17 protein-coding genes and 2 pseudogenes are annotated in these 21,677 nt (G+C 60.7%); 15 read left to right on the top strand and 4 right to left on the bottom strand.

Annotated features, from left to right (window positions below; translation table 11 throughout):
- Window positions 1–183 precede the first annotated feature (183 nt).
- Window positions 184–546, top strand: coding sequence for an SPW repeat protein (locus tag MKZ91_RS30140; RefSeq protein ID WP_336174697.1), 363 nt, complete (start codon window positions 184–186; stop codon window positions 544–546).
- 471 nt (window positions 547–1,017) lie between these two features.
- On the opposite strand, the gene gatC is transcribed toward MKZ91_RS30140, so the two are convergent.
- Window positions 1,018–1,305 (bottom strand): Asp-tRNA(Asn)/Glu-tRNA(Gln) amidotransferase subunit GatC, encoded by a 288-nt coding sequence (gatC, locus tag MKZ91_RS30135; RefSeq protein WP_336174696.1) that lies wholly within the window; start codon window positions 1,303–1,305, stop codon window positions 1,018–1,020.
- 88 nt (window positions 1,306–1,393) lie between these two features.
- On the opposite strand from gatC, the pseudogene MKZ91_RS30130 reads away from it, so the two are divergent.
- The 4 genes and pseudogenes from MKZ91_RS30130 to MKZ91_RS31710 form a co-directional block, all read left to right on the top strand.
- Window positions 1,394–1,507, top strand: a pseudogene (locus tag MKZ91_RS30130) (protein usg); the annotation flags it as partial.
- Between the two features lie 148 nt (window positions 1,508–1,655).
- Window positions 1,656–2,132: an Hsp20 family protein gene (locus MKZ91_RS30125; protein WP_336174700.1), complete on the top strand. Its 477-nt coding sequence runs from the start codon at window positions 1,656–1,658 to the stop codon at window positions 2,130–2,132.
- 68 nt (window positions 2,133–2,200) lie between these two features.
- Window positions 2,201–2,500, top strand: coding sequence for a DUF982 domain-containing protein (locus tag MKZ91_RS30120; RefSeq protein WP_336174695.1), 300 nt, complete (start codon window positions 2,201–2,203; stop codon window positions 2,498–2,500).
- A 9-nt stretch (window positions 2,501–2,509) separates the two neighbouring features.
- On the top strand, window positions 2,510–2,791 hold the full coding sequence (locus MKZ91_RS31710) for a hypothetical protein (protein WP_442892368.1): 282 nt from the start codon (window positions 2,510–2,512) through the stop codon (window positions 2,789–2,791).
- An 886-nt stretch (window positions 2,792–3,677) separates the two neighbouring features.
- On the opposite strand, the gene MKZ91_RS30115 is transcribed toward MKZ91_RS31710, so the two are convergent.
- Window positions 3,678–4,187 carry an Hsp20/alpha crystallin family protein gene (locus MKZ91_RS30115; protein ID WP_336174694.1) on the bottom strand — a complete coding sequence of 170 codons (510 nt, stop codon included), beginning with the start codon at window positions 4,185–4,187 and terminating at the stop codon, window positions 3,678–3,680.
- Between the two features lie 94 nt (window positions 4,188–4,281).
- Window positions 4,282–4,744 (bottom strand): annotated as a pseudogene (locus MKZ91_RS30110) (Hsp20 family protein).
- A gap of 546 nt (window positions 4,745–5,290) precedes the next feature.
- On the opposite strand from MKZ91_RS30110, the gene cmoA reads away from it, so the two are divergent.
- The 4 genes from cmoA (at window position 5,291) to MKZ91_RS30090 (ending at window position 8,912) form a co-directional block, all read left to right on the top strand.
- Window positions 5,291–6,058 (top strand): carboxy-S-adenosyl-L-methionine synthase CmoA, encoded by a 768-nt coding sequence (cmoA, locus tag MKZ91_RS30105; protein ID WP_336174693.1) that lies wholly within the window; start codon window positions 5,291–5,293, stop codon window positions 6,056–6,058.
- Between the two features lie 12 nt (window positions 6,059–6,070).
- Window positions 6,071–6,799, top strand: a complete 729-nt coding sequence (locus MKZ91_RS30100) for a methyltransferase family protein (protein ID WP_336174691.1) — start codon at window positions 6,071–6,073, stop codon at window positions 6,797–6,799.
- A 138-nt stretch (window positions 6,800–6,937) separates the two neighbouring features.
- Window positions 6,938–7,591 (top strand): response regulator transcription factor, encoded by a 654-nt coding sequence (locus MKZ91_RS30095; RefSeq protein ID WP_336174699.1) that lies wholly within the window; start codon window positions 6,938–6,940, stop codon window positions 7,589–7,591.
- 4 nt (window positions 7,592–7,595) lie between these two features.
- The gene (locus MKZ91_RS30090) at window positions 7,596–8,912 is read left to right on the top strand and encodes a sensor histidine kinase (protein ID WP_336174690.1); all 1,317 of its coding nucleotides are present in this window, start codon (window positions 7,596–7,598) and stop codon (window positions 8,910–8,912) included.
- Window positions 8,913–8,976: 64 nt separating this feature from the next.
- On the opposite strand, the gene MKZ91_RS30085 is transcribed toward MKZ91_RS30090, so the two are convergent.
- Window positions 8,977–10,302, bottom strand: coding sequence for an MFS transporter (locus MKZ91_RS30085; RefSeq protein ID WP_336174689.1), 1,326 nt, complete (start codon window positions 10,300–10,302; stop codon window positions 8,977–8,979).
- A gap of 299 nt (window positions 10,303–10,601) precedes the next feature.
- Between MKZ91_RS30085 and cyoA the strand changes: the two genes are divergently transcribed.
- The 6 genes from cyoA to MKZ91_RS30055 all read left to right on the top strand — a co-directional run bounded on the left by cyoA (window position 10,602) and on the right by MKZ91_RS30055 (window position 21,586).
- Window positions 10,602–11,726 (top strand): ubiquinol oxidase subunit II, encoded by a 1,125-nt coding sequence (gene cyoA / locus MKZ91_RS30080; RefSeq protein WP_336174688.1) that lies wholly within the window; start codon window positions 10,602–10,604, stop codon window positions 11,724–11,726.
- Between the two features lie 80 nt (window positions 11,727–11,806).
- Entirely contained in the window at window positions 11,807–13,810 is a 2,004-nt protein-coding gene (gene cyoB / locus MKZ91_RS30075; protein WP_336174687.1) for a cytochrome o ubiquinol oxidase subunit I, read from the top strand.
- A 4-nt stretch (window positions 13,811–13,814) separates the two neighbouring features.
- The gene (gene cyoC / locus MKZ91_RS30070) at window positions 13,815–14,435 is read left to right on the top strand and encodes a cytochrome o ubiquinol oxidase subunit III (protein ID WP_336174686.1); all 621 of its coding nucleotides are present in this window, start codon (window positions 13,815–13,817) and stop codon (window positions 14,433–14,435) included.
- Window positions 14,432–14,836, top strand: a complete 405-nt coding sequence (cyoD, locus tag MKZ91_RS30065; RefSeq protein ID WP_336174685.1) for a cytochrome o ubiquinol oxidase subunit IV — start codon at window positions 14,432–14,434, stop codon at window positions 14,834–14,836. The genes cyoC and cyoD overlap by 4 nt, the downstream gene beginning before the upstream one ends.
- Before the next feature lie 19 nt (window positions 14,837–14,855).
- Window positions 14,856–15,608, top strand: a complete 753-nt coding sequence (locus MKZ91_RS30060; protein WP_336174684.1) for an SURF1 family protein — start codon at window positions 14,856–14,858, stop codon at window positions 15,606–15,608.
- Window positions 15,609–16,132: 524 nt separating this feature from the next.
- Window positions 16,133–21,586, top strand: coding sequence for a putative Ig domain-containing protein (locus tag MKZ91_RS30055; RefSeq protein WP_336174683.1), 5,454 nt, complete (start codon window positions 16,133–16,135; stop codon window positions 21,584–21,586).
- The last annotated feature ends 91 nt before the right edge of the window (window positions 21,587–21,677 follow it).

Raw genomic sequence — 21,677 nt, 5'->3', positions numbered from 1 at the left:
CTACAGCGCAACGAGAAGCGCGCGGGCGCTCGGCTTTGCTACCTCCCGCCACCTACACCACTCCCTGGGACATGATCGATAATTGGGCCCTTGAAGATCGCATTTTGCAAAATTACATCGTTTGGCGCAGCGTGCACAGCACGCGAAAACACCGTCGATCGAACTTCATTCGTGGAGGTTGTCATGGAAAATGGACTGCTGGAAAGCAAGAAAGCACAGGATTGGCTCAATCTGGTTCTCGCAGTCGCACTGCTCGTTTCACCTTGGGTGCTCGGATTCGCCAGCGAAACCATACCAGCGTGGAACGCGTGGATTGTCGGAATCTTGCTCGCCGCCTTGGCTGTTGCCGCGCTGTCGGTTTTTGCTGAGTGGCAAGAGTGGTCGAGCCTGGTGCTCGGGGTCTGGCTGATCGTCTCGCCCTGGCTGCTCCAGTTTGCGGCGAACATGAACGCGATGTGGTCCCACGTGGTCCTTGGAGCGCTCGTCGCCGCCGTGTCGGCCTGGGCGCTTTGGGACAATCGGCAGAACCCGCATGCTCATGCATGAAAGAGAATTCGAGTATGGCCCGCCGCCTCAGCGGCGGGCTCAGACTGCTGACAAACCCGTCGATATTTTCGACGGGTTTTGTGGGCCAGAGGTAGCAAGGGCCACCAAATGTTCCCTAAATATCTGACCAAGTGAGTCATTCCCGCTGCAATTTCAGCGAGCCTCGGAGCGTGGCCCGCATCACCTGCCGATCGTGCTCGATTCCATTTTATTAATGCATGGAATACAGCGCTCCGGGAGCCTCTCCAGGAGGCTCCCACTACCAGGAGAATTACCGTCGACGTGTCCTCACCAATCTCGAGCGAACAGCAAGGTCGTTCGGGTATAACCTACAGCCCGCGCCAACATCCGGCTGAATGTCTCTGACGAATGCCGCAGATCTCAAGCCGCCGACATGCACCACGCAAAGGGCGCATCGTTTGGCGGCGATCGCCGGCAGTGTAATCCTTCAAGGCCCGAGGCTGTCTGTCCTTACTCGAAAATTTTGGGGACCAGGAAGAAGTTGCGCTCACTGAGAGGCGCATTCGCCAAGATCTCTTCGGCAAGATTGCCTTCAGTCACGACGTCCCGGCGCATTTTCATGGTTGTAGGCACAACCGAGGTCATCGGAGGGATGCCCTCGACGTCAACCTCCAGAAGTTGCTCGATGAAGGTCAGAATTCCGTTCAGCTCGCCACACATTTTTTCCGCCTCGTCTTCGCTAAGTGCGAGACGGGCAAGGCGGCCAACACGTATAACGGTCGCGAGATCTAACGACATGGGTTGCGCCCGATTTGATGGCTTGCGTCGATTTGCGTAGTATCTTGCCGACTTTTAGCATTCCGCCGTTAACACTGCCGGCATAACTGAAATCTGGCAAGCCAATCTCGACGGTCGGCTGCATTCCGTTCGCTATACGCATCAACGCCTGATCCGGCCGAACGAATGGCGCCGTATTGACGGTGAGTTCAAGCTGCACTGAGATTTGCAAAATTCTCCAAGACAGCACTTGAAGCCGGATTTCTCAGATACCAGATCATTGCCGCCAGCCGCTGACACCAGGGCCGGCCATGCTGGAAGCGCCGTCTTTCGGCGCTCCATACCCATGTTGCTTTCAGGAGGATATGGCTATGGCAACATCTTACGACTACACACCTCTCTTCCGATCGAGCGTTGGCTTCGACCGGCTCTTCAACCTTCTGGAAAACGCCCAGCGCGACCGTTCGGTTAGCGATTGGCCGCCGTATGACATTGTCAAGACAGGCGACGACAGCTACCGCATCTCGATTGCCGTAGCCGGCTTCGCGGAGGGCGACCTCGACATCACATTCCAGACCAATCTTCTCACCGTTACAGGCAAGAAGCAGGACGCTCCGTCCGAAGCCTATCTGCACCGAGGCATCGCCGGCCGCCCGTTCGAACATCGTTTCGAGCTTGCCGACCATGTCAGGGTGAGTGGCGCGGGATTGAGCAATGGTCTGCTGACCATCGATCTCGTCCGGGAGATTCCGGAGGCATTGAAACCGCGCAAGGTCAGCATTCAAAGCGGTTCCGCGCTTGAACGCCCGGACGCAGCGCCGCAGATCGAAGCTCAGAGTGCTGCTTAAGCAAGTTTCACCGGCGATCGACGCTGTAGTGGCGCGCCGCAACATCGCGGGTTGGAAAGGAGAGAGTTATGAAACCCGATATGTTCAGGAAACCTGTGCGTATTCTTGTAGGTCTTGGGTTCCCGACGGAAGTGAGAAGCGTGATGGACGCTTACCGACATCTGGTGGAGTGGCCGATATCGCTCAGGGATGGTCCGCATTCGATTGCGCTCAAGGCATGCCGCGCTGCCTTGCGCGGCGATATCGAAGCTGAAACCGCACGCGGCTTGTTTGCCGCCTTCGCGGAAAAGCACGATCTGCTGGCGCCGGAAGCTGACCTCGTCATGGCGACGCATGCGAGGTGGAGCCGGAAGCCGCAAATAAACTGAGGTGAACCGATGATGGAAGATATGTTTAAGCAGATTGCCGTAACTGCCGTGAACATCGGACCGGAAGTTCTAGCATCTCACTGGTCGCCGTTTCGACGTCCAATGGATGTGGTGGAGGCTCCTGCACTTTCTGTCGATGATAAACGGGCCATTCTCGCCGGGTGGGCTTCCGACTTTTACGCGATAGATTCGAAACCGACTCTGCGTCATATGCCAGGAACACCTCAGCCGGTTTCAATCGATGAGGTTCGGTCTGCCCTGCTAGAGCTCGATTCGCGGTACGATATCTGACAGAGCCATCTGGCGCCTGCGTCACAGACTTGTCAGTTGCAGACGGCCGGTTCTCATACCTGCCAAAGATATACGGATCGGGAATTCAGGTCAGATAGAAAGGATGCCTTCTTCACCCAGCGCAGCGTCAGCTTTCGTGAGCGGTAGGCTGTGGTGCGGTTGAGCCGCATATTCTCCTGGGTGATGGTCTCGCCCTGGCTGCTTCAATTCGCGGCGACATGAACGCGATGTGGATCCAGGTGGTCCTCGGCATGCTCGTCACCGCCGTATCAGCCCGGCTACTCTGGGACCATCGGCGGACCCTGCATGCAGACGTGTGATCGAGAGAAAATGAGCGCACGGCCCGCCGCTTCAGTGGCGGGCTCTTCCGGATCGGCAAGCCGATCCATGCGCCGACCGCACAGCAACCGGAGTTGAATGGTAGAGCTTGCCGGCGATATCAACGAAAACGACCGACGGCGGCTCCTGGCGTCTACGATGGTGCAATTCAGTTTCCGTCGCTTTGCGTAGGCAATGGCGGAATAGCTGGTTGGGAAATGCAGTTCAACCTGAGTCAGCGTGTCACTTCACTACCGCCAGCGTAGGCCGTCTGACAGTCGACACCGGGTGGGACTTGATACCCGCGGCCAAGGTCGCCCCGAGGCGCGCCGAAGTCATCACAGAGCATGGCAGGCGAAAAATGCGTGCTAGGCGATCAATGTTTGGTCGTGGGCAGTGATGAAGATCGCCAGGGGCTGGCTGGTGCTGAGGTGCTCCACGAACTTCCGGTCCGCGCGGCCGGATTGTCTGTCTCGCGCAAGGGTGCCCCCAACCAGGGCATCGGTTCTTTGCCACGCAAATACCCAGCCGGGCAGGTTAGCACCCGGCTGGCTTGCGGCGGTCGGTATTATTTGGCGTTATCGATCGTGATCCGCTTGACGTTGGCCCGCGCCTTTTCGGTCTTCGGCAGCGTCACTGCGAGAAGACCGTTCTTGAATGTTGCGGTGACTTTGTCCTCATCGACTTGGCGACCAAGGGACAGCCGCCGTTCGAAGCGCCCGTAGTAGCGCTCGCTGAACCGGCGATCTTTGTCCTCAGTCTCCGATTTGTTCTCACCGCGAAGCGTAAGCACGCCATCTTCCAGCAGCACCTCGATGTTGTCTGGATCGACGCCTGGTACCTCCGCGATCAGGCGGATTTCGTTGTCATTCTCGTCGAATTCCACGTGAGGCCACGAACCATTGAAGGGCGACGTGCCGCCGAGCAACGATGGCGGGCCGAAGCCGCGGAAGGCTTCGTCGAACAGACGGTTGACATTGCGGTGCAGTGACAGGAATGGATCCATGTCATCACCGCGATAGCTGTTCGGGAGCTGGTTGCTGCTACGGCTCCACGGAATCAGGTCACGTACACTCATGGCTCATCCTTTCGTCGTTTCTTTCCTTCCTCTATGGCGCAGCTTCTTTCCTTCACCTGTTGGCAACGGCGAGGATCAAGCAGCATGTTCTCGATCAGGCCGCCTTGTCGCCTTCGATCTGCTTTGAGGCAGCCTTCGTCATTTCTGTTTCGATGGCGATGCGACGCGGCTTCGTCTCCTCAGGTATTTCCTTCCTCAGGGTGATAACGAGAAGCCCGTTTTCGAGCTTTGCGCCCTCGACGATCACATGATCGGCGAGTTCAAATCGGCGCACAAACGGCCGTACAGGAAGCGCATGATGGAGGTAATGTACCTCTTCATCCTCCGATTTCACGCCGTTGACCACGAGCATGTTCGCTTCATGGGTGATCGTCAGTTCGTCCGCGGCGAAACCCGCCGCCGCGATAGCGATTCGGTAGGCATTTTCGCCAAGTTTGACGATGTTGTAGGGCGGCCAGTTGTCAGCGTTGGGCCTGGCGTTCGCAAGCAGGTCAAAGATGCGGTCAAAACCGATGCTTGATCTATAAAAGGGGGGCAAAGTCGAGGTTTGTTCTCATAGCTACATCCTCCGTAGAGCAACATAGGTACGAGGGAGCGCCAAGAAGCTTGGGGCTCCCGGACTGGTGCCGACCCACCTGGGCGTCGACGAGGGTGAGGTGGGGATCACGGTGCCTTGCGTCAAGGGGCAGGCACAGCTTGAAAACTGCCAGCGATGTAAAATAGTCTCATGAATTCATGTCAGTAGCATTCGATTGGGTAGAGTGCCCTATTGAAACTCGGAAAGATGCCCCGAGCCGGAACCCACCCCTTCATAGGACCCGCGGCATCACGATCGCCGGAATCACCACCAGCGCTGCCTCTCGTACGCGCCACCGGTCGACCCGATTCATCAGCCGGCGCAGGCGGGGAAGCGTTGGGATGAACAATCTCGTCTGCAGTCAGCAGTTTTGCCGATGCCCTTGGCGCATCGATGCCTTCCCGCACCGCTTTCAGGTTCATGTCAGGTTTGGATGGCCTCTTGGCTTCCAGTTCGCCCATTCCAGCAACGCCCGCCAGGCGCCCGGCATCGGATGTGCGTCCCCGAAAGACAAAGGAACCCGCGAATGGCCGTCAAAGCGCCGCATCTGCATCTGCATGAGAACAACAATCGAAGGGACGAGGTTTTCGCCGTGGCCGATCACCCGGTCGGCGATTTTGCGTTCAATGCGACGGTTGCAGCCGTCTTCGACGACATGGTCAGCCGATCCGTTCCCTATTATGGCGAGATCCAGCGGATGGCGTGCGAACTTGCCGCCGATTTTGCCGAGCCCGACAGCAGCCTTTACGATATCGGCTGTTCGACCGCCACCACGCTCCTCGGCCTCGACACCCTTGTCGAGCCGTCGGTCCGCTTTGTCGGCATCGACAACGCGCCCGACATGATCGAGAAGGCGAGGGATAAGATCGCCCAGGCCAACACCAACCGGACGATCGACCTGAGGGTGGGCGACCTTCACCAGGGCATCGACATCCACAATGCAAGCGTCGTCATGATGCTCTTGACCTTGCAATTCGTCCGTCCGCTCTACCGCGAGCGCATCATGCGCACGATCTACAATGGCCTGAACGAACGGGGCGCTCTGGTGATGGTTGAAAAGCTCACCAGCGAGGACTCGACCTTCAACCGCCTCTTCATCGAACACTATTACGACTTCAAGCGCCGCAACGGCTACTCCGAAATCGAGATCGCCAAGAAGCGCGAAGCGCTGGAAAACGTGCTCATTCCCTATCGCCTGGACGAAAACCTGCAACTGCTCAAGGAAGCCGGCTTCCGCAGCGTCGAGGTCTTTTTCCGCTGGTACAATTTCTGCGGCATCATCGCCGTCAAGTAAGAAGGGCCGGCCATGATCGCCATCGGCAACTTCCTTTTCCGTTTCCGCAACCAGCTGTTTCCGGCCATCATCGTCGCGCTGTTCCTGCTGGCGCCACCGCCGACGCTTGTGTCGGGAGGCCCGGCGTTGACCCTTGCCAAGGATCTGTGCGCCGTCCTTGTGATCCTGGCCGGGCTAGCGCTGCGCGCGACGGTCGTCGGCTATAAATACATCCAGCGTGGCGGCCTGAAGAAGAAGGTCTACGCCAAGGATCTGGTGACGGAAGGCATGTTTGGTATCTGCCGAAACCCGCTTTATGTGGGCAACATGCTGCTCTATTCCGGCGTTTTCCTGCTGCACGGCAACTTGCTGCTTGTCATTGTCGGCATCGGCCTGTTTGCTTTCATGTACCAATGCATCGTCTATGCTGAAGAAGCCTTTCTGGAAAAGACCTTCGGCGAGGCCTACCGGGCCTATTGCCGCGACGTTCCGCGCTGGGCTGTGCGCTTCGGCAAGTTCGCAGAATCCACCGAAGGCATGACGTTCAACGTCAAACGCGTGATCGGCAAGGACTATTCCACCGTCTCGGCGGCGATGCTCGCGATCCTTGCAACCGAGATGTACAAGTTTGCAAACAGCAAACCGGTTGAACATAACATCCTGTTTGCACTCGGCGCGCTGATGGCTTTGGTGGGCGTCGCGACTGCGGCGATCAGCTACATGAAAAGACACGGTGCATTTCGCGAGCGGACGGCGGCGTAAGGGTTCGCTCGCAGTCTTGTGTCCCAAACCGATGTGCGCGATGGCATCGCGCTGGCTGGACACATGCCGCCGCCCGAGGGGCTTGACGCACATCCCCAATCGACCGTAGGCAAGGACGAACAAGTGTCCGGTGATATCTTGAGAGTCCTACTAGTCGAAGACGATCAGGTTCTGGGGGAGGCGCTGCGCGACCATGTCGCGGCGGCCGGCCATGCGGTCGACTGGTTCAAGCGCATCCTCGACGCGATGGCAGCGACCGATACGGTTTCCTACGGCCTGATACTGCTTGATCTGCGGCTCCCGGACGGGGAGGGCCTGGCGTTGCTGCGGTCCCTTCGCGCACGAGGCGACGGCACCCCGGTGATCATCCTGACGGCGCACGACCAGATATCGGACCGGATCGAGGGGTTGAACAGCGGCGCTGATGACTATCTGGTCAAGCCCTTCAATCTCGACGAAATGACAGCCCGCATGTTGGCGGTCTCCAGGCGTTACAGCGGCAATGCCACGTCGACGGTCAAGCTCCTTGGCATCGAGATCGACCAGGTGCATCGCAAGATCGTCGTCGACGGCGAGAGCCAGAGCTTGAGCGCCAGAGAGTGGGCCGTGCTTGACAAGCTTGTGGCCCACCCCGGCGCCTTGGTCTCGAAGGCGCAGCTTCATGATGTGCTCTACGCCTTTGGCGCCGAAGTCGAAAGCAATACGGTCGAAGTCTACATCAGCCGCCTGCGCAAGAAGATCGGTTCCGAACGGATCGAGACCGTGCGCGGCCTCGGCTACAGTATTCGGTAAGCGGATGTTGCGCGCCGCCAGCATGACCCGCAGGCTCGCCGTTGCTCTGACGAGCGTTGTCATGCTCTTCTGGATGGTCGCACTTGGTCTCGGCGTCTACGTCATGCACGACGAGTTCACCGAGATATTCGACAGCGGCGTGCAGGAGACCGCCGAGCGACTTCTGCAACTGATGGCGGATGACATCGCCGTCAACGCCGGCGATAGCGCGGCGGCGAAAACCGTCGTGGCGCCCGCGCTGAACGCGCAATATCTGACCTACCAGGTGCGCGACCGGAACGGCAAAGTGCTGTTCGATGAGGGGGCGCCGCAGCCGTTCCCAGTTCCGCTTACCACCGGCTTCTCGCAAACGGCCACGTACCGGATCTACACGGCCGGCGCCAAGGATGGTTCTCTCTACGTCCAGGTCGCCGATGCGTTCGAACATCGAACCGAGGCACTGATGGAGGGCGGCCTGGCATTGCTGCTGCCGTTGCTGTTCCTGATCCCCGGCAGCATTGTTGCGATCGTGCTCGTGGTGCGCAGCACACTTTCGCCGGTCCAACGCCTGCGCGACGAGATCCTCACCAAAGACAGCGGCAACATGGCGCCGATCGACGAAGGTACTCTTCCCAAGGAATTGCGAGCGATCGCCCGATCGGTGAACCTGCTCCTGGCAAGGTTGAAGGCAGCGTTCGAGGCCGAGCGCGAGTTCACCTCCAACAGTGCCCATGAGCTCAGAACACCGATTGCGGGCGCACTGGCGCAGACGCAGCGCCTCATGAGCGAAGTGCCGCCGGCATTCCACCAACGAACCGGACAGATCGAGCGCGCGCTGCTCCACCTCGGCCGCCTGGCTGAAAAGCTGCTGCAGATGTCGAGGGCCGAGGCAGGGATCGGCATTTCGGACGAAAAAACCGATCTTTTAGCGGTCCTCACCGTGGTCATCGAGGACCTCGAGCGTTCGGCGCTTGGCACAAGCCGCCTCCATCTGCACGTGGCCGATGATACCGTGCTCGAGCGCCCGATCCGCGCGGACGCTTTTGCGATCGTTCTGCGCAATCTGCTGGAGAATGCCCTGATCCACAGCCCGCCATCGAGCCCCGTCAACATCTACGTTGACGCTGGCGGGCTACGCGTCACAAATGATGGCCCTGTCATCGATCAGAGGACCCTCGCCGGGCTGACCAGGCGCTTCAGCCGCGGACCCACCGAAGCCACGGGCTCCGGTCTCGGCCTTGCGATCGTTGAACGGTTGGCCGAGCAGATGCAGGGGCGCCTGCTGATCTCGTCGCCCGTGCCAGGCACGGAACAAGGGTTCCAGGCGGAAATCCGGTTGTGATGCAACCGGGCGCGGGCGATCGCGCCTCGGCGCGAGCCGAAACGCGATCGAGTTTTCTGCTGGTTTACTGCTGGTCCAGTGCGCGCGTCAGGCTGAGCGCCACGATGGTGCAGATCGCGCCGGAAATCAGGTACCCGCCGATGAAGATGATGCCGAAGCTGGTCGCAAGCCCGAGCGCCACCAGCGGTGCGAAGGCGGCGCCGACGAGCCAGGCAAGATCCGAGGTGAGCGCCGCGCCGGTGTAGCGGTAATATTTGGTGAAGCGCGAGGATACGGCACCAGAGGCCTGACCGAAGGTGAGACCGAGAACGGCAAAGCCGATCAGGATATAGGCATCCTGCCCGGCTCCACCAGCATCAAGAAGGAAGGGTGCGGAGAAACTGAAGATCGCGATCAGGGTTGCGCCGAACATCAGTTCGTTGCGTCGCCCTACGCGGTCGGCGATCACTCCCGACACGACAATGCCGAGCGCGCCGACAGCCGCGCCTGCAACCTGAACCAGCAGGAACCGGGCGGCCGATTGACCACCGTTGAGGATGACCCAGCTGAGCGGAAAGATCGTCACCAGGTGGAACATCGCGAAGCTCGCCAGCGGCACAAAGGCGCCAAGCACTACATCCAGCGCGTGTTTGCTCAGCATCTCGAACACCGGCCGGGCCTGCAGTTCCTGCGCTTCCATTGCCGCGCCAAATTCCTTGCTGGCGACGATGCGCAGGCGGGCAAACAGAGCCACGACATTGATCGCGAATGCGACGAAGAACGGATAGCGCCAGCCCCAGGAAAGGAAATCCTCTTCCGAAAGATTGGCGACGAAATAGCAGAAGATGATGCTGGCAAGGGCAAAGCCGATGGGGGCCCCGAGCTGCGGGATCATCGCATACCAGCCCCGGTGGTTCGGGGGTGCGTTGAGGTTGAGCAGGGACGCAAGTCCATCCCATGCGCCGCCGAGCGCAAAGCCTTGGCCCAATCGGAAGAGAGCCAGCAGCGCCACCGCCCAGTATCCGATCGTCTCATAGCCGGGCAGAAAGGCGATCGATGCCGTCGAGCCGCCGAGAATGACGAGAGCGATCGTCAGCTTTGTGCCGCGCCCATAGTTACGGTCGATCCACATGAAGACGAAGGAGCCGATTGGACGGGCGAGAAAGGCCAAGGGGAATAGCGCAAACGACATCAGCGTCGCGGCCACTGCATTCGGCGCAAATGGGAAGATCAGTTTCGGGAAGACGAGGATGGAGCCGAGGCCGTAGACGAAGAAGTCGAAAAACTCCGATGTCCGGCCGATCACAACACCGATGGCGATGCTGCCGGGCGACAGGGGCTTGTCGTCTTCATGGATGCGACGTGCATCCCGTTCGAGGCCAGACGATGTTGGATTAGCGACCGAAACCATGAACTTCTCCGACGGACCAGCGTCATGTCGTTAGAGTGTTGACCAAATGGCGTCTGATATCAAGAATGCCGCGCACGTACATGCGCAGTCACCTTGTTCGAATAGATGTCTCGCGTCAGCCGGAATGGCCGTCGTTGAGCCGACACCGCCTCTTGCGCTAGTACAAATGGGCATGGACCGAAAGTCCTCTCGTTGCCTTTGCAGTGCGGCAAAATGCTGCGCTGCGACGATGGACCTCACTTCCATGCGCGAACATGCCCGAGTAACTGCGACTAGACAAAACGCAAGTTGAGGCCGCAATGCCGAAGCCATTCAATCTAGCCGGACGCTCGGCGACAGCACTCCTGCTGCTCTCGACCCTTACGGGTTGCAACATGGTGGTCATGTCGCCGTCCGGCGATATCGCCGCACAGCAGAGGGACCTGATCGTTGTCTCGACGGTCCTGATGCTGCTGATCATCGTACCCGTCATTTTCCTGACGCTGTTCTTTGCCTGGCGCTACCGCCAGTCCAACATGGCGGCCAAGTATGATCCGGAATGGCACCATTCCACCGGTCTCGAAGTGATCATCTGGTCGGCGCCGCTCGCCATCATCATCGCGCTCGGCGCGATCACCTGGGTGAGCACGCACAAGCTCGATCCGTACCGGCCTCTCGACCGGCTCGATGCAGAGCGGCCGGTCACCGAAGAGATGAAGCCGATCACAGTCGAGGTCGTCGCCCTCGACTGGAAATGGCTGTTCTTCTATCCGGAGTACGGGATCGCGACCGTCAATGAGATGGCTGCACCGGTGGACGTGCCGATCAACTTCAAGATTACGGCATCGTCGGTTATGAACTCGTTCTACGTCCCCGCACTCGCCGGCATGATCTACGCCATGCCGGGCATGCAGACCAAGCTGCATGCCGTCATCAACAAGGCAGGCGAGCACGAAGGCCTTTCGTCCAACTACAGCGGCGACGGCTTCTCGCACATGCGTTTCAAGTTCCACGGTCTCGACCAGGCCGGCTTCGACCAGTGGGTCGCGAAGGTGAAGCAGAACGGCACGATGCTCAACCGCGACGCCTACCTGAAGCTCGAAAAGCCGAGCATCAAGGAGCCGGTGCGCTACTTCGCGTCCGTCGACAACGGCCTCTTTGAGGCAGTGCTCAACATGTGCGTCCGGGAAGGTCAGATGTGCATGAAGGAGATGATGCACATCGACATGATGGGTGGCGCCGGCGTCGAAAGCCACGAAAACCGCGCCAAGCTTGAGCATGACAACCGCCATGCCGGCGGCGCGACGGAAGCCTCCGCACCTGCTGCGACCTTCCCCGAAACCGGTAATCCCGCCAAGAGCGAGGAGCCGGCCGAGGGCGTGAAGGAAGAGCAGCCCGCACCGGCGGCAGAGCCGATGAACCACGACATGCACAAGACGCACTAGGAATTTCGCGCGCTCGCAGGCTCAGGTCCAGCGGGCGCCAAGGTCCTTTGGGCCGCAATTCGAGACATATTGGAAGACCCATGTTTGGTGACACCAGCCTCACACAACTCATCTTCGGGCGGCTTACCTTAGAAGCGATCCCTTACCACGAGCCGATCCTCGTCGTGACCTTCGCGGTCGTGGCGGTCGTCGGCCTCGCCGTCCTCGGCCTGATCACCAAGTACAAGCTCTGGGGCTATCTCTGGCACGAGTGGTTCACGTCGGTCGATCACAAGAAGATCGGCATCATGTACATCATCCTCGCGATCATCATGCTTCTGCGCGGCTTTGCCGATGCCATCATGATGCGCCTGCAGCAGGCGATCGCCTTCAACGGCAATGAGGGCTACCTCAACCCTCATCACTACGACCAGATCTTCACCGCCCATGGCGTGATCATGATCTTCTTCGTGGCGATGCCTTTCGTCACCGGCTTCATGAACTATGTCGTTCCGCTGCAGATCGGCGCGCGCGACGTTTCGTTCCCGTTCCTCAACAATTTCTCGTTCTGGATGACCGCGGGTGGCGCAATCATCATCATGATGTCGCTGTTCGTGGGCGAATTCGCGCGCACCGGCTGGCTTGCCTATCCGCCGCTTTCGGGCGCCGACTACAGTCCGGGCGTCGGCGTCGACTATTACATATGGGGTCTGCAGGTGGCAGGTGTCGGCACGACGCTGTCAGGCATCAACCTGATTGCGACCATCGTGAAGATGCGCGCCCCGGGCATGACCTTCATGAAGATGCCGGTCTTCACCTGGACCTCGCTCTGCACCAACATCCTGATCGTTGCGACCTTCCCGATCCTGACGGCGACGCTCGCGCTGCTGTCGCTCGACCGCTACCTCGGCTTCAACTTCTTCACCAATGACCTTGGTGGCAACCCGATGATGTATATCAACCTCATCTGGATCTGGGGCCACCCGGAAGTCTACATCCTCGTGCTTCCGGCCTTCGGCATCTTCTCCGAGGTTGTCGCGACCTTCTGCGGCAAGCGGCTTTTCGGCTACACCTCGATGGTCTACGCCACCTGCGTGATCATGATCCTCTCCTACCTCGTGTGGCTGCACCACTTCTTCACGATGGGTTCGGGGGCCTCGGTCAACGCCTTCTTCGGCATCACCACGATGATCATCTCGATCCCGACGGGTGCCAAGATGTTCAACTGGCTCTTCACCATGTATCGCGGCCGCATCCGCTACGAGCTGCCGATGCTGTGGACCATCGGCTTCATGGTGACCTTCGTCATCGGCGGCATGACCGGCGTGATGCTGGCGATCCCGCCGGCCGACTTCGTGCTGCACAATTCGCTGTTCCTCATTGCCCACTTCCACAACGTCATCATCGGCGGCGTTCTGTTCGGGCTGATGGCCGGCCTCGTCTACTGGTGGCCGAAGGCCTTCGGCTACAAGCTCGATCCCTTCTGGGGCAAGATGAGCTTCTGGTTCTGGCAGATCGGCTTCTTCTTCGCCTTCATGCCGCTCTATGTGCTCGGCCTGATGGGCGTCACCCGCCGCGTCAGCCAGTTCGAAGATCCCTCGCTGCAGATCTGGTTCATCATTGCCGCCTTCGGCGCGGTGCTGATCGCGATCGGCATTGCCTCCTTCATCATGCAGCTCATCGTCAGCTTCCTTCGGCGCGATCAGCTGCGTGAAACCTCCGGCGACGCCTGGGACGGCCGTACGCTCGAATGGTCGACTTCGTCGCCGCCGCCGGACTACAACTTCGCTTTCACGCCGGTCGTGCACGACCACGACAGCTGGTACGACATGAAGAACCGCGGCTACGAGCGTCCGCTCGAAGGCTTCAAGCCGATCCACATGCCGAAGAACACCGGCACGGGCATCATTCTGGCCGGCATCAGCGTCGTGCTCGCCTTTGCGCTGATCTGGTACATCTGGTGGCTGGCGGCCGTGTCCTTCATCGCCATCATTGCCGTGTCGATCGGCCATACCTTCAATTACCAGCGTGATTTTTTCATCCCCGCCGAGACGGTCGCTACGACCGAGGATGCGCGCTCCAAGCTGCTTGCGGAACGGATCTGAGACGATGAGCCAAACCCAAGTCCATGAAACCGAAAAACCGCAGTTCTACGTCACGGAAGAGCATCACCCGGAACACAGCACCATGCTGGGTTTCTGGCTCTACCTGATGAGCGACTGCCTGATCTTCGCCGTGCTGTTTGCAACGCACGGCGTCGTCGGTCGCAATTATGCGGCCGGGCCGTCGCCGGCCGATCTGTTCGATCTCGGCCTCGTTGCCTTCAACACGGCAATGCTGCTCTTGTCCTCGATCACCTACGGCTTTGCCATGCTCCAGATGGAGCGCAACGCCAAGATGGAGACGCTGTTCTGGCTTGGTGTCACCGGCGTGTTCGGCGCGATCTTCCTCGCCGTAGAGCTCTATGAGTTCTATCACCTGCTTCACGAGGGCGCCGGCCCGACGCGCTCGGCCTTCCTGTCTTCGTTCTTCACGCTGGTCGGCACCCACGGTCTGCACGTCACCTTTGGCATCATCTGGCTGATCACGCTGATGGTGCAGGTCGGCAAGCACGGGCTGATCCCGGAAAACCGGCGTCGCCTGATGTGTCTGTCGATGTTCTGGCACTTCCTCGACGTCATCTGGATCGGCGTCTTCTCCTTCGTCTACCTGCTCGGAGTTCTCGGATGAGCGCACAACATCCTGGCCACGAAAGCGCGTTCGAACCCCATCACGCGCACAGCCACCCCGGCGACGCTGCCGGACACGGCTCCTTCAAGAGCTACATGACGGGCTTCATCCTCTCGGTGATCCTCACGGCCATTCCCTTCTGGTTGGTCATGAGCGGCGCGCTGGAGAGCAAGCTTTTGACGGCCGTCCTCGTCATGGGCATCGGCGTCGTCCAGATCGTCGTGCACGTGATCTACTTCCTGCACATGAACGCGCGCTCTGAAGGCGGCTGGACGCTGATGGCGCTGATCTTCACGATCATCATCGTCGGCATCGCGCTCGCCGGCTCGCTCTGGGTCATGCATCATCTCAACGCCAACATGATGCCGATGACGAACGAGATGATGAAGAACATGCCCTGACGGGCAGGCAGGCGCGAAAATGACCACCGAATGTCAGGCAGAGGGGGAGGGAAGGCCATCCCCCTCCCGCGCCCGCCTCGCGTTCACAGGCGCGCTGCTGATCCTCGCAGTCGTATTCGTTGCGCTTGGAACCTGGCAGCTCCAGCGGCTCTCCTGGAAACTTGATCTCATTGCCCGCGTCGACGCCCGCGTCCAGGCAGAAGCCGTGCCAGCGCCTGCGCAGCTGGACTGGAAAAGTGTAAGCCGGGAGAAGGACGAATATCGCCACGTCAGCAAGACGGGGACCTTCCTGCATGACAAGTCGGTGCTGGTGCAGGCGGTAACCGAGCGCGGCGCCGGCTTTTGGGTTGTGACGCCCTTGGTCTCCGAAGACGGTTCGTCGGTGCTGATCAACCGTGGCTTCGTGCCACCGGATCGTCGCGATCCCGCTCAACGCGCTCAGGGTGATGTGAGCGGAACGACAACCGTCACCGGTCTACTGCGCATCAGCGAGCCCGGCGGCGCGTTCTTGCGGTCCAACGACCCGACAAACGACCGTTGGTTTTCCCGTGACGTCGATGCGATTGCGACGTCGAAGGGTCTCGGCGATGTTGCGCCTTATTTCATCGACGCAGACGCGACGCCCAATCGCGGTGACCTGCCGATCGGCGGTCTCACGGTCGTGCGCTTTCGCAACAGCCATCTGGTCTATGCGCTGACATGGTTTACGCTCGCCGCGATGGGGGTCGCAGCCGCATATCTTGTCTATCGCCAGCGGAACAAGGCGGCCTGAGCCTATGACGAAACAGGGCGCTCGACCCGTATTTCGGGGAGCGCCCTGCTCGAACCCGGAGTGCCGTCTTCAGAATGCCAAGGGCACCGCTGATGAAAGCTCTCAAAACGGGTGATGCCCCTTAAATGGAGTGGGCGGCCGCAATTTCAAGGGGGGAGGCGCCAACGACCTTTTTGCAAGGGAGATGAGTCGGAGCGGTTGGATGCCATGGCCGCCTCTACTGGTTGTATTTCACTTCAGCGCTGTGCGGGACCGGAGAAGTCAACTCCGTGGCCACGGTGAGAACTGTGTTGAATAAGCCACATGACGAGCTCGGATCACTCTTTCAGCAACAATGAAGAGTTGTACGATTGACTCTTTCTCCACCGCTCAATTAGCTGCCGTCCATCGGGTCCTGGGGCTAGCTGACCCGGTGTGTTTTGGGGGCATTCATGGTGCTGTGGGGTAGCAACGCTGCAGGCGGACGATCGCTGTCGTCCGCGGTCTGGCGTCGGGCTTTTCTGTCATTCTTCGCGACAATTGGCATGTTGCTGGCAGCCGCCTCCAGCGCCTCGGCGCAATCGGCGACAATCTCGGCCAGCCCCGCGACCTTCAACGCGCAAGGCGACACGATCAACTTCAGCTACGTGATCGCTCCCGGAGCCTACAACATCACCAGCATCAACGCGGCCACGACGGCAATCAAGGGCGTTGCAGTGTCATGCCCGCCCATTGATCAAGGCGGAACAACATCACAGATCACCTGCACTGGTTCCTATCAGGTGGATGCGCTCGATGTGATGTCCGGCCAGTTCTCGGATTTCGTAAACTTCACCGGCAGTCGCACCGGTGGCAGCTTCAACATCACCACCCCGACGATTGTCGTCAGAGCTGCGAGCGGCGGCCCGGTCGTACTAGATGTCGTCGCTTCGCCAACCCCGTCGCTTCCGGGCGAGGAGGTGGCGGTAACGGCGACGGTATCTTCGATGGGGTGCAACGCCGGTCAGTCGCCCACCGGAAATGTGACCATTACGATCGGTTCGGTAACGCAGACGCTCGGTCTGACGCCAACCGGACCCGTCAGCCCAGCATCGTCGGCGACCCTTAGAACCTCCGCGCTGGCGGTCGGCCAGCACGCTGTCTCGGTCAGCTATGGCGGCGGCGACGGTTGCAGCACCGGCTCCAAGACTGGCGCAAGTCATTGGGTCGACACCAAGCCAACCGTGACGATCAACAAAGCCGGGTCGCAGGCCGATCCGAGCGCGAAGACGTCGATCCAGTTCGCCGTCGCCTTCGACAAAGCAGTCACCGGATTTAGCGGAAACGACGTTCAGCTTTCAGGCACCGCGGGGGCAACCACGGCAAGTGTTTCCGGTTCAGGCGCGAATTACATGGTTTCGGTCAGCGGCATGACGCAGGCCGGAACGGTTATCGCCTCGATCCCGGCAGGCAAGGCAACCAGCGCGGCGGGCTTTACGAACGTCGATTCGACCAGCACCGACAACACGGTTGCCTACGCGCCGATCGTGATCGCGCCGGCGACCCTTCCTGACCCGGCCTATGACCAGACCTATACCTCGCAGACGATCTCGGCGACCGGCGGATCGGGCGCGATTACATTCTCAAAAACGGCCGGTACGCTGCCGACCGGCATGACCTTGTCCAGCGGGGGCGTTCTCTCCGGCAAGCCGACCACCAGCGGTTCATTTTCCTTCACCGTGACGGCAACGGATGCCGAGAGCTCGACGGCGCAAAAACTGTTTTCGTTCAACATCGCTGCCCCGACGATCGTGATTGCGCCATCCTCGCTGCCCGATGCCACGTTCGGCACGGCCTATTCGCAAACGATCGCCGCCTCGGGCGGGGCCGGTGCGCATACGCTCGCGGTAGCACAGGGACCCCTGCCTGCCGGCTTGACCCTGACGAGCGGCGGATTGCTTTCCGGCACCCCGACAATATCAGGCGCGTTCACCTTTACCGTGACGGCAACAGACGCCTATGGCTCGACGGGGAGCCAGGTCGTTTCCTTGAACGTCGCTGCGACCGTCCCCGACGCACCAACCATCGGAACGGCACTTGAAGGCGACGCACAGGCCGATGTGTATTTTACGGCGCCTGCCCAGAACGGCGGCGCCGCGATCACCACCTATACCGCGACCTCAAGCCCCGGCGGTCTCACGGGAACGGGCTCGTTGAGCCCCATTACCGTGGCCGGCCTTAGCAACGGAACGGCCTACACGTTTACGGTCACCGCCACCAATAGCGCGGGACCAAGCGTGTCGTCTGCCGCTTCAAATTCGGTTACGCCAAGATCGGCGCAGATGATCACGTTCGCCAATCCGGGGACGCAGGGCTTCGGCACGACGCCCACGCTCACGGCGTCGACGACTTCCGGGCTGACAATTGCCTTTAGCTCCTCGACCCCTGGTGTGTGCGACGTTGATGCGGGTGGGCTCTTGACCTTCCATCAGGCGGGCACCTGCACCATCAACGCCGACCAACCTGGCAACGGCACGTACCTTGCCGCAACGACCGTTACGCAAAGTTTCACCGTCGCAGCCATCGCTCCCGACGCGCCGACAGGTGCGAGCGCAACCGCGGGCGAGGCCGCGGCAATCGTTTCGTTCACCGCGCCAGCAAGCACCGGCGGGGCGTTGATTGCCAGCTATACAGTCACCTCCGATCCGGCGGGTATCACCGGAACCGGAGCGACAAGCCCAATCACCGTGACGGGCCTCACCAACGGCGTCAGCTACACCTTCACCGTAACCGCAGACAACGGCATTGCCACCGGGCCTGCGTCAGCCGTTTCGAACTCGGTCACGCCTCGAGGCGCCCAGACGATCACCTTCGCCAATCCAGGCGCGCAGACTTTCGGATCGACGCCAACGCTCAGCGCGACGACGAGTTCTGGCCTGCCCGTGAGCTTTACCTCGTCCACGGCCGGCGTCTGCTCCATCAGCCCCACAGGTGCTCTGACATTCCATCAGAGTGGGACATGCGCGATCCATGCCGACCAGGATGGGGACGGCACATACCTGCCGGCAGCGACGGTTTCGCAGAGCTTCACCGTCAACGCCATCGCTGCGGACGCACCGACGGGAGTGAGTGCGACGGCGGGCGACACACAGGCGACCGTCGCCTTCGTTGCGCCTGCAAGCACCGGCGGTTCGGCGATTACGGATTACACCGTCACCTCCAACCCCGCCGGCATCACGGCGACCGGGGCATCGAGCCCAATCACCGTGACCGGCCTTGCCAATGGCACCAGCTACACGTTCACCGTGACGGCAAACAACATCATCGGGTCGGGCACGGACTCCGCCGCGTCGAACGCGGTCACGCCCAAGGCACCGCAAACCATTATCTTCGCCAATCCTGGTCCCCAGGGATACGCGGTGCCCGCAAACCTGAGCGCGAGCGCAAGTTCGGGCCTCACCCCGGTGTTCCAAACGCTGACGTCAACGGTCTGCGTCGTCAGCCCGGCAGGCGTTGTGACCTTCCGCAATGGCGGCACCTGCACCATCGAGGTTTCGCAGCCCGGCGACAGTGCCTATCTGGCCGCCGCCAATGTCAGCCAGTCCTTCGTCGTTTCGTCGCCGATTTTCGCATTCACGCCAGCGGCAGGTACCCTGCCGACCGCGACCGCGGCAACGGCCTACAACCAGAGCTTCGGTGCCAGCGGCGGTACGGCTCCGTACAACTTTTCGATCGCGAGCGGCGCCCTGCCTGCCGGCCTGACGCTGGATGCTGCGAGCGGAACGCTTTCCGGAACTCCGACCTCCGATGGTACGTTCAACTTCTCAATCCAGGCGACCGACACATACGGAGCGGCGGGCGTCAGCGGCTACAGCCTGACTGTTTTCGTGCAGGCGCCAATTGCAGCTGCCACGTCAGCAACCGTGGCCGCGAACTCCTCGGATAATGTCATCGCGCTCAATCTTGCCGGCGGCCCGGCAGCCTCCGTTGCGGTCGACACAGGCCCATTTCACGGCGCGGCCACTGCCACGGGAACAACGATCCAGTACACGCCGGTCTCCGGCTATTCCGGTCCGGACAGCTTCACCTATACGGCAACGAACGCGTCCGGCACCTCCGCGCCAGCGACCGTCACGGTGACAGTCTCTCCGCCAGTGCTCGTGTTCTCGCCCGCTGGCGGCGCCCTTCCGTCAGCGGTCGGCGGGGTCTCCTACAACGCAACGATCAGCGCTGACGCGGGAACCGCGCCCTACAGCTATGCGATTACATCCGGCGCACTGCCCGCAGGCCTCACCCTGGATTCGTCGAGCGGTGCCATCTCCGGCCGACCGTCAGGCGACGGAGACTTCCGCTTCACGGTGACCGCGACCGACGCCAATGGCGCGATCGGTCAGGCGAGCTATCAGCTTGCCGTCAGCTCCGGCAATTTCGTCTTCAGCCCATCGGGCGGTGCCTTGCCGGACGCCATGGTCGGGGAAGACTATTCCTCGTCGATTTCCGCGACTGGAGGTGTCGGCGCGCTGGTCTACAGCCTCAAGAGCGGCGACCTGCCGAAGGGCATGGTCCTCAACGTCTCCACGGGTGAAATGACCGGACCACTTGCGACCGATGCGACGCCTGACACCTACCGTTTCACCATTGCGGTGACCGATAGCCGCGGCGCCAGCGGCTCGGCGGCCTATACCTTGACGCTGAACGCGCGCTCCGTGACCGCGCCTGATGTTGTCGTCGACGTTCCCGCGGGTGAGACCCCAAAAAACGTCTACCTCAACGACGGCGCAACCGGCGGGCCGTTCGTCAGCGCCTCGGTTGCCTCGGTTTCGCCACCGATCGCAGGTACCGCCGAGGTCATCGAAGGCGAACTCGCTGCCGCTGGCAGCTTCACGCCAGTCGGCTACTATCTCAAGTTCATCCCGAACCCGTCCTATTCCGGCTCAGCGGTCGTCAGCTACACGCTGCACAGCGCGCTCGGCTCATCCAATCTCGGGCATGTGACCTACAGGATCGCCCTTGATCGGGTGGCGGCTGGCGAGGAAATCGACGGCCTGGTGCATGATTTCATCCGTCAGCGGCAGAACCTGCTGTCATCCACGATCAAGGTTCCAGGTCTGCTCAACCGGCGCAAGGCGGCAGCAAGCACCGATCCGGTGACGACGTCGGTGACGCCGTCAGAACAGGGTGCCCGGCTTGGCTTCTCTTCCAGCCTTGCCCAGATCCAGGCGGCGCGCGATGCGGCGGATGCGGCGGCAGCCGGCGAAACCTTCGTCATGACCGACCAGCCCTTCGACATCTGGGTCAACGGCAGCTTCCTGTTCCACGAGGACGAAGACGACAAGAGCGACAAATGGGGCAATTTCGCCCTGTTCTCCATCGGTGCCGACTATCTTGTCAGTGACCGTGCCCTGATCGGCCTGTCCTTCCACTACGACTATATGACGGATCCGACGGAGGAGGACGCTGAACTGAAGGGCAACGGCTGGCTCGCCGGCCCCTATGCCTCGTTCGAAATCGGGCAAGGCGTCTTCCTCGAAGCCAACCTGCTTTATGGCGGCTCGTCCAACGATATCGACACCGGCATCTTCCGCGGCACCTTCGACACGAACCGCTGGATGGCGGACGTGAGTGTCAACGGCCAATTGCAGTTGGACGAGATCACCATGCTCACGCCGAAGCTCCGGGCCGTCTACTTCAATGAAGAGGTTGACGACTACACGGTGCGCAACAGCCTGGGTGAGACCATCGACCTTAGAGGATTCATCGAAGAACAAGCGCGCTTCAGCGTCGGCCTTGACGTCGAACGGACATTGGAACTGGAAAACGGCCTCACCCTTTCGCCGATCGTCGGCGCGGATGTCGGCTTTGCCTCACTCGACGGGGAAGGCCTGTTCGGGCGGGTCTCGGCCGGGCTGGCGCTCTCGAACAACGACAACTGGGATCTCGATTTCTCGCTGCTGTTCAACATCGAGGGTGACGGCTCGCAGGCGGGTGGCGCCAAGGTCGGCGCGCGTGTGCGGTTCTGATCTTCGCGGTCGGAGGAGGTTCCGCCTCACTCCCGAAATGGCGTGATTGCAGAGCATTGCGCCATTTTCCTCATGAAACGCTGTAACTGTT

Origin of the sequence: Ensifer sp. MJa1, assembly GCF_037026475.1 — a bacterium.
Taxonomy (GTDB): domain Bacteria; phylum Pseudomonadota; class Alphaproteobacteria; order Rhizobiales; family Rhizobiaceae; genus Ensifer.
The sequence above is the reverse complement of the archived record's forward strand: the minus strand, read 5'-3'. Positions and strand labels throughout refer to the sequence as shown.